The organism is Corynebacterium sp. MSK122 (genome assembly GCF_030229435.2).
GTDB lineage: Bacteria > Actinomycetota > Actinomycetes > Mycobacteriales > Mycobacteriaceae > Corynebacterium > Corynebacterium marquesiae.
Map to the genome: position 1 here is coordinate 45,135 of NZ_JASPHV020000016.1, position 8,295 is coordinate 53,429.

The 8,295-nt window shown below is 58.4% G+C and carries 6 protein-coding genes and 1 pseudogene; all 7 read left to right on the top strand.

Annotated features, from left to right (window positions below):
• Positions 1-32 precede the first annotated feature (32 nt).
• The 7 genes and pseudogenes from QP934_RS08080 (at position 33) to QP934_RS08110 (ending at position 8,038) form a co-directional block, all read left to right on the top strand.
• Positions 33-1,985 carry a glycosyltransferase gene (locus QP934_RS08080; RefSeq protein WP_419127259.1) on the top strand — a complete coding sequence of 651 codons (1,953 nt, stop codon included), beginning with the start codon at positions 33-35 and terminating at the stop codon, positions 1,983-1,985.
• Complete coding sequence (locus QP934_RS08085; protein ID WP_419127260.1) at positions 1,975-2,493, top strand: phosphatase PAP2 family protein; 519 nt, start codon at positions 1,975-1,977, stop codon at positions 2,491-2,493. The genes QP934_RS08080 and QP934_RS08085 overlap by 11 nt, the downstream gene beginning before the upstream one ends.
• Positions 2,483-3,463, top strand: a complete 981-nt coding sequence (locus QP934_RS08090; protein ID WP_337888704.1) for a decaprenyl-phosphate phosphoribosyltransferase — start codon at positions 2,483-2,485, stop codon at positions 3,461-3,463. The genes QP934_RS08085 and QP934_RS08090 overlap by 11 nt, the downstream gene beginning before the upstream one ends.
• A 53-nt stretch (positions 3,464-3,516) precedes the next feature.
• Positions 3,517-5,211, top strand: coding sequence for a hypothetical protein (locus QP934_RS08095; protein ID WP_337888703.1), 1,695 nt, complete (start codon positions 3,517-3,519; stop codon positions 5,209-5,211).
• A gap of 136 nt (positions 5,212-5,347) precedes the next feature.
• Positions 5,348-6,361 carry an alpha/beta hydrolase gene (locus tag QP934_RS08100; protein ID WP_419127261.1) on the top strand — a complete coding sequence of 338 codons (1,014 nt, stop codon included), beginning with the start codon at positions 5,348-5,350 and terminating at the stop codon, positions 6,359-6,361.
• A 386-nt stretch (positions 6,362-6,747) separates the two neighbouring features.
• A pseudogene (locus QP934_RS08105) lies at positions 6,748-7,659 on the top strand (IS1249 family transposase); the annotation flags it as partial.
• A 70-nt stretch (positions 7,660-7,729) separates the two neighbouring features.
• Positions 7,730-8,038, top strand: a complete 309-nt coding sequence (locus QP934_RS08110; protein WP_239194917.1) for a transposase — start codon at positions 7,730-7,732, stop codon at positions 8,036-8,038.
• Positions 8,039-8,295 lie beyond the last annotated feature (257 nt).

The window sequence follows — 8,295 nt, forward strand, 5'->3', positions numbered from 1 at the left end:
CTGTTTATACCGTTTGGAGAATCGAAGCTATCGTGACTGCCAACAACACCCAGGCCCATGAGCCCCTGCAGCGCATCTTGCTGCCTAAGCGCGGCGAGCCCTTTGATGTGCGGATGCTCTACCTCATCGAGGCCGAGCAAAACCGCGAACGCCTCAGCTGGTTTAACCGCACCTCCGTCACCATTCCGGCCGGCGAGGAAGCATCTTTTGAAACTTACTTCAACGCCTTCCCAGCCTCCTACTGGCGCCGCTGGTCGCAGCTGCGTTCCGTAATCCTCAGCCTAGACATTGAGGGTCAAGCAAATATTTCCCTCTACCGCTCCAAGCAGGATGGCCAGCGCATTTCCGTGGCCAACCACCTGGTAGGCACCGGCCACCACGAGTTCGAGCTGCCGCTTAAAAACTTCGAGGACGGCGGTTGGCTGTGGTTCGATATCACCGCCGAGCAGGAAACCACGCTTGCCGACGCCGCCTGGTGCTCCCCCCACGCCCCCGGCCCACAGCTGCTGCCGGACGGCACCGAGCAGCCGGCGCAGGACAAGCGCGTGGCGGTTGGCATCCCCACCTTTAACCGCCCGACCGATGCTGTGGCAGCGCTCAAGGCACTGGCCGAGGACCCGGTGGTAGACGAGATCATCGACTTCGTCCTCATGCCGGATCAAGGCAACCAGCACCCGGCCGATGAGCCGGGGTACGACGAGGCGGTGGCCCACTTTGGCGAGCGTTTCCGCGAGTTCCGCCAAGGCAATCTGGGCGGCTCCGGCGGCTACTCCCGCATCATGTACGAGGCGCTGGAAAATACCGATTCGCCCTTCATCCTCTACATGGATGATGACATCGCCATCGAGCCGGACTCCGTACTGCGTGCGGTTCAGGCGGCCCGCTACGCCGCCAAGCCCATTGTCGTCGGCGGACAGATGCTTAACCTGCAGGAACGCTCCCAGCTGCGCACTACTGGCGAGCAGGTTAACCGTGCCGATTTCATGTGGGGCGCGGCGCCGCACGCCGTCTACGACCACGACTTTGCTAAGTACCCTCTGCGCGCCATCGGTACCCGCGAAACCCACCTGGATCCGAAAAAGTATGATTCCCGTGCGCTGCACCGCCGTGTTGACGTGGAATACAACGGCTGGTGGATGTGCCTCTTCCCGCGCATCGTGGCAGAAACCAACGGTCAGCCGTTGCCGCTGTTTATCAAGTGGGACGATACCGAGTACTCCCTGCGAGCAGCGCGCAACGGATTCCCCACGGTGACCTGGCCGGGTGCCGCCATCTGGCACATGGCCTGGGCCGATAAGGACGATGCCATTGACTGGCAGGCCTACTTCCACCTACGCAACCGCCTCATCGTGGCTGCGATGTACCACGAGGGGCCGGTCAAGGGCATTACCAAGTCCATCTTTAAGTCCACCCTCAAGCACACCATGTGCATGGAATACTCCACCATGGCCATCCAGATTGAGGCTATGCGAGACTTCCTGGCCGGGCCGGACCATCTCTTCGACATCCTGGAGTCTTCGCTGCCGCGCATCGCGCAGATCCGCAAGAACTACTCCGATGCCGTCATCCTGGAATCCGCCGATGAGCTGCCGGCTCCCACCGGCGCGCCGGGCGTGCCCACCCGCAATATCGGCGGCCGCCTGGCCAAGATTAAGAAGATCCCGTGGGCTATCAAGGGTCTCAAGCACCTCGTCAGCAAGGAAGACGCTGCGCACCACGAGGCGCCGCAGCTTAACCTCACCCCGGACGAGGCCCGCTGGTTCACCTTGTCCCGTGTAGATTCGGCCACTGTGTCCACCGCGGGTGGTACCGGCGTGGCCTTCCGCAAACGTGATCGCGATCTGGCCAAGGACCTCGTGACCCAGACCCGCGAATTGCTGAAGGAAATCGAAGAGAACTTCGACGACCTGCGCGCCGAATACCGCGCGGCCCAGCCGGAGCTGACCTCGCGCGAGTCGTGGAAGAGGGTCTTCGATGCCCAATAAGCTTTCCGTAGCAGAATCGCGCGTCCTCGAACTCATCCAGGGTGCGGCCTTCCACGTGCCCGGCGTGCTTTCCACCGCCCGCGGGCTTAGCCACTGGGGCGAGCATGCCTTGGGCTGGATGGGCAGCGCTGCGGTAGGGGCGGGCATCGACAAGCGCCGCCGCGAAGGCTGGGTCCGCGTAGGGGCCGCCGCCTTCCTCGCGCACGCCGCCAGCGTGGTGCTCAAGCGCATCGTGCGCCGCAAGCGCCCGGATTATCCGTACGTGCGCGTGGGGGTAAAGACCCCCTCCAAGTTGTCTTTCCCCAGCTCGCACGCGACTTCGACTACCGCATTCCTGGTGGCGGTAAGCCGCCTTACCGGCCGCAAGGCGCCCCTTCTCGGCGTGCCGGTAATGATGGCATCGCGTATGGTGCTCGGAGTGCACTATCCAACAGATACGGCCGTGGGTGCGGCCATCGGCGCTGCTACCGCGGAGGTCGTGATGAAAGGAATGAAGCATGAGCGATGATGGAAACCAGCACTTTTTCCATTCGGAACCGCACACCTCCGGCGTAGATACCGGCCGCAAGCGCAAGCCGCCGAAGAATCTTACCGATGCCATGATTAAGGCCCTGCGCCCCAAGCAGTGGGTCAAAAATGTCCTGGTGCTGGCCGCCCCCGCCGCGGCCGGTGCCGATGCGCTGTTCCATGGCCGCGTGCTTCTCGACGTCCTCTTGGCCTTCGTCGTCTTTTGCCTTGGCGCTTCCTCCATCTACCTGATTAACGATGCGAAGGACTGGCGCGAGGACCAAGAGCATCCGACCAAGCGCTTCCGCCCGATTGCCTCGGGCGTGCTGCCGATTAAGCTCGCCTATGTTATGGCCGTAGTGCTCATTGGCCTGTCCATCGGCCTGTCTTTCCTTGCCACCGCCGGCCCGCAGCTGGCTATCGTGATGGCGATTTATATCGCGTTGCAGTTGGGCTATTGCTTTGGCTGGAAGCATATGCCGGTGATCGATATTGCGCTGGTGTCCTCGGGCTTCATGTTGCGCACCATGGCTGGTGGCGTGGCCGCGGGTATTGAGCTTTCCCAGTGGTTCCTGCTGGTAGCCGCCTTCGGGTCGCTGTTTATGGCCTCCGGCAAGCGGTATTCTGAGATCCTGCTGGTAGAACAAACCGGCGCGAAGATCCGCAAGTCCCTAGAAGGCTATACGCCTACCTACCTGCGCTTCGTGTGGACCCTAGCCGCCACCGCGGTGGTCATCTGCTACACCCTATGGGGCTTCGAGCTTGCAAGCGACGCTCAGACTGGTGGCGTGTGGTACCAAATTTCCATGGTGCCGTTTACCATCGCCATCCTCCGCTACGCGGCCGATGTGGACCGCGGCCAGGGTGGTGCACCGGACGAGATTGCACTGGAGGACCGCACCTTGCAGGTTCTCGCCTTGGCCTGGCTCTCCTGTATTGCCATGGCGGTTTATATTATGCCGTTGTTCTAGACACAGGTGAATTGATATAGAAATTTTCCGCGAGGCTGATAAACTTTCTCCTCGTGCTTAACATCGATCACAAGAGTATCGCCCGCTGGAGTACTCCAGCGGTCGTTCTTGTGATCGGTGTTTTGTCTTTTTGGGGCGGCTTCGCGCGCCGCTGGATTTCCGATGATGGCCTCATCGTCCTGCGTACCGTGCGCAACCTTGAAGCTGGGAACGGCCCAGTTTTCAATATGGGCGAGCGGGTAGAGGCCAATACTTCCACGTTGTGGCAGTACCTCATTTTCCTTGTGCGCTGGGTCTCCCACGCAAACCTGGAAGGCATCGCCATTTACTTGGGCCTTATCCTGGCGGTAGCGGCAATGGTCGTCGGTACGGGGGCATCGGCAAGCATGCGCTCTGGGGCCGTCCTTCCGGCTGGCGCGCTGGTGTATCTGGCCCTGCCACCGGCTCGGGACTTTTTCACATCCGGTCTGGAATGGGGTCTGTGCATTTTCTATCTTGCTGTGCTGTGGACACTGTTGCTGCGTTGGTCGCGGCCGGCCCGCCACTCCAATAGTAATAGCGACGCCTACTGGCTAGCTTTCTGGGCCGGATTGTCCTGGCTCGTGCGGCCAGAGCTCGCCCTGTACGGCGGGCTGATAGGTGTATTGCTGCTGGTATCCCATCGCTCGTGGAAGATTCTTGCCGCTGCGGTACCGCTGCCGTTGTCCTATGAGATTTTCCGCATGGGTTACTACGGGCTGCTGACCCCGCACACAGCCGTCGCCAAGTCTGCAGCCGGTTCCGAATGGGGCAAGGGCTTTACCTACCTGGCAGATTTCGTCGGCCCGTATTGGCTCTTCCTGCCGCTCATCGTGCTAGCCATTGTGGGTCTGTGGAAGGCGGACCTGCGCCCCACTGCTGTGCGATCCACCGCCACTGCCGCGTATCTTTTTGCGGGTGCGGCGCTCATCCATACGCTTTACGTCTTGCGCGTGGGCGGAGACTTTATGCACGGCCGCATGCTGCTGCTGCCACTTTTTGCGTTTCTGCTTCCAATCTTTGTCGTTAGCGTACGCATGTGGATCGTCTCCGTCTTCTGCGCGGTGTGGGCGCTGGTTATCGTTCTGCGCGGCCATCCGGTGGATCGCAGCGTCTATGCGGATGAAATTTCCATCGTGGACGAACGTGATTTTTGGACTTACGCTACTCAGCGCCAAGATCCCCCCTTGCGCGCCGAAGAGTTTCTCGGCGCCAAGTTTATGGAGGACTACCAGGAGGGCATCGACGAGCTAGAGGCCGGCGACGCCATGACCTTCCGCTATATCAAGGGTGAAGATAGGCTCTCGTGGACGGCCACGCCTGCGGACCCTTCGCGAACCGATCCGCCAACCGTTTACCTGCTCAATTTGGGCCTGTCTTCCATGAATGCGCCACTGGATATTCGCGTGCTGGACGATATTGGCCTCAGTAACCCCTTGGCGGCGCGCCAGCCGCGCATCGTGGGAGGACGCATTGGGCACGACAAGAGCCTGGAAATGTCGTGGCAGGTGGCAGATTCCGCAGCCGATATCGATGAGACTCCGCCCTGGATTGATAAGTACGAGGCGGCCATCGCTCGAGCTGCGCTTGCCGACGCCGATTTTCAGAAACTCTTCGCCACATACAGGGAACCCCTAACTTGGGACCGTTTCTGGAAAAATATTAAATTCTCCCTGACCGACGGCCGGACCCTCACTTTTTCTTCTAATCCCTCTGACTACCTGCATTAATCCATTCAAATGCAGGCTCTAGGGGAACCTAAGATACACTATTCTGTGACATTGTTATCGATCCGTGACGTTAACGGTATACAGGTTCCGGACGATAGAACTTAGTGACAATCACCGAGTAGTTTGAAGGAGAAAGATGACTGCTTCCATTAAGGGTCGCGTCCTTTCAGCCATCATGGCAGTTGCCGTAGCTTTGGGTCTAGCTGTCGTGGCGGGTTCCCAGCCAGCAGAGGCAGCCAACCGCGACTGGCTGCGCCGTGACGCCACTGGTACATGTGAGTGGGACAAGGTCGCCTGGTGGGTTCAGCGTTGCGACGTTTGGTCGCAAGCGATGGGCCGTAATATTCCCGTACAGATACAGCCGGCGAAGCGGGGTGGAAATGCGGCACTCTATCTGCTTGATGGTCTGCGCGCAACTAATTATACAAATGCGTGGGTAAACGATGTTAATGCGGCGAAGACCTATGAGCCACACAACATCACACTTGTGATGCCAGTTGGCGGAGCCGCCTCTTTCTACGCGGACTGGCAGGGACCTGCGACCTACGACCTGGAAAATCCCGTCAACTACAAGTGGGAGACCTTCCTGACCAGCGAGCTTCCTGGCTACTTGGAGCGCAACTTCGGTGTTGCCCGTAACAACAACTCCATTGCTGGCCTGTCCATGGGTGCCGGTGCTGCACTGACCTTGGCTGCTAAGCACCCGAACCAGTTCCGTCAGGCGCTGTCCTACTCCGGCTTCCTGACTACAACTGTCCCCGGTGCACAGACATTCATGCGTCTGGCCATGTTGGATGCTGGTGGCTTTAATATCAATGCAATGTACGGATCGCTATTCAATCCGAAGCGCTTCCAAAACGATCCACTGTTGCTGATTCCTCGATTGCGTAACACTAATCTATATATTTCTGCGGCATCAGGTATCCCTGGTCCTGGAGACAGCCACTATTTGCCACAGCATCAAGCTGCGGGGGCAGCCTTAGAAGTCGGGTCTAATGCGACTACTCGCGCGTGGGAAACCGCTGCGCGGCTGCAGGGTCTAAATCCGACTGTAAGCTACCCTGCTCAAGGGCTGCACAACTGGGAGCAGTTTGGCTATCAGCTCAATCGCTCTAAGCCACAGGTCTTGAATGTGATGAACGCGTGGTAGCGCATTGTTGCATTCGCTAGCGTGTCGTATCTGTAACCTAGGTGTAGCCGCGTTGTGGTGCGCATAAAGGGCACCATCGCGAGTACCTTTCGTATCAACACTGACCCATCCTCGAAAAAGGGGGTAAGGAGCAAAAGTGGATGCGGATATTTTAGGAACATTCAGAGTAGCAGCTTGCGTCGGCGTTGGTTGATGCTTAATCTGTCGAACTCAAGCTTGATTATTGGGTTAAGTAGCAAAAAGTGAGTCTGAGTTACAGCGATCTTGCTGCTCAGGTTGGGTAGATCGGGCGGATATAAGGTCTTGATGCTTATATCCGCCCGTTTCGTGTTCAATCCATTGGAATGACACCCCCTGTGCTAGTCGGGGGTTGGTGTGCTTTCCGGGTGAGTAAAAACAGACCACGATGCCCGGTAAGTGCTGGGCAAATGAAGAAAAACGGAACCACATCCAAAGGTACAACCAGGTGGCGATGCAAAAACCCGAACTGCGGTAGTTCCACGACACGAACCCGCACCGATTGCACGCAGGCCCGCAACTTTAAAGCCTTCGTCCTCTATGCCACCTACACAGCGATGTTGTCTGAACTCGCTCAGCAACAAAGGGTGAGTCGTTGGACACTTGATCGCCGATTCGAACCGTTTTGGCTCATCGACATCCCCAACGACGGTGCCCCGCAGCGCGTCTACGATCAGATCTTCATCGACGGCACCTACACAGCGGCTGGCTGCCTGCTTGTGGCAGCCAGCCGCGACCACGTCATTGCTTGGCACTGGATCAAACACGAAACTGTCCACGCATACACGCAGCTTCTTCACAAAATCGCCGAGCCGCTCTGCGTCGTCCTCGACGCCGCGGACAAGGCGCACTCACCGCGGATTAAGCCTGCTGGGCAAACGCAATGATTCAGCGTTGCCTCGTCCATGCGCAACGCGTCATCCGCCGCTACACCACCTCACGGCCGCGCGCCGACGCCGGCAAAGCCATCTACGCACTGGCGTTGAAACTAACCCGTGTCACCACGCTCGACCAGGCACGGGTGTGGACGCTGCGCCTGCACGACTTCGGTCAGATATTCAAAACATTTCTCAAACAGAAAACCTCCATGGCCAAAGAGCGCCGAACTCTCAATAACCAGTGGGAATGGACTCATCTACGGGTGCGCAAAGCCTATAACTCACTGCTGCGCCTCTCGCGCAACAATTGGCTGTTTACCTACCTGCAGCCCCCCACCGAATGCGCTTGATCCTAAACGCTGGGATTCAGCGACAAACAGTCTTGAAGGCGACATCAACGCCCTGAGGTTACCCTCGAGTAGTGGACACCCTATTTGTGCGGATCTTGTGTCCGTAGGAGAGGATGTTCATTGTGAGTCAACAGCGCAAGAAATACACGCCGGAGTACCGGCGTGAAGCCGCAAACCTGGTAATCGAGTCGCAGCGCCCGATTGCTCATGTGGCCAAGGAGATTGGTGTATCAGCCACAATTTTGGGCAGGTGGGTCAAACTCGAGCGTGAGCGCCGTGGAGCATCAGATGGGATGAGCGAGGCTGATCTTCGTGCTGAAAATGCTCGTCTGCGCCGTGAACTGGCGGAAGCCAAGATGGATAATGAGTTTTTGTCAAAAGCGACAGCCTTCTTCGCTGCGAAGCAACGCGAGCAGAAAAGTTCGAATTGATGCGGCAGGAGAAGGCCAACTACAGCATCAAACGTATGGCACGGCTATTAAAAGTATCTCGGTCTGGATACTACAAATGGGCCCATACGCAGCAGAAGCGGCTATCCGGCGGGTCAAGTCCTGGGTAGTGCGTGCTGTCAAGGGGTGAATGCGCCACTTCGACCGGGAGGTAGTTGTGACGCGTTGGACTCCGAAGGATGTTAAGGATGCTGCTGTTGAGCGCGTGGTGGCAGGCGAGGCAGTTAGCCTGGTCGCGC

Coding starts and splice junctions, on each gene's coding strand:
- QP934_RS08085 (WP_419127260.1), top strand. CDS start 1,975: ATGCCCAATAAGCTTTCCGTAGCAGAATCGCGCGTCCTCGAACTCATC.
- QP934_RS08090 (WP_337888704.1), top strand. CDS start 2,483: ATGAGCGATGATGGAAACCAGCACTTTTTCCATTCGGAACCGCACACC.
- QP934_RS08100 (WP_419127261.1), top strand. CDS start 5,348: ATGACTGCTTCCATTAAGGGTCGCGTCCTTTCAGCCATCATGGCAGTT.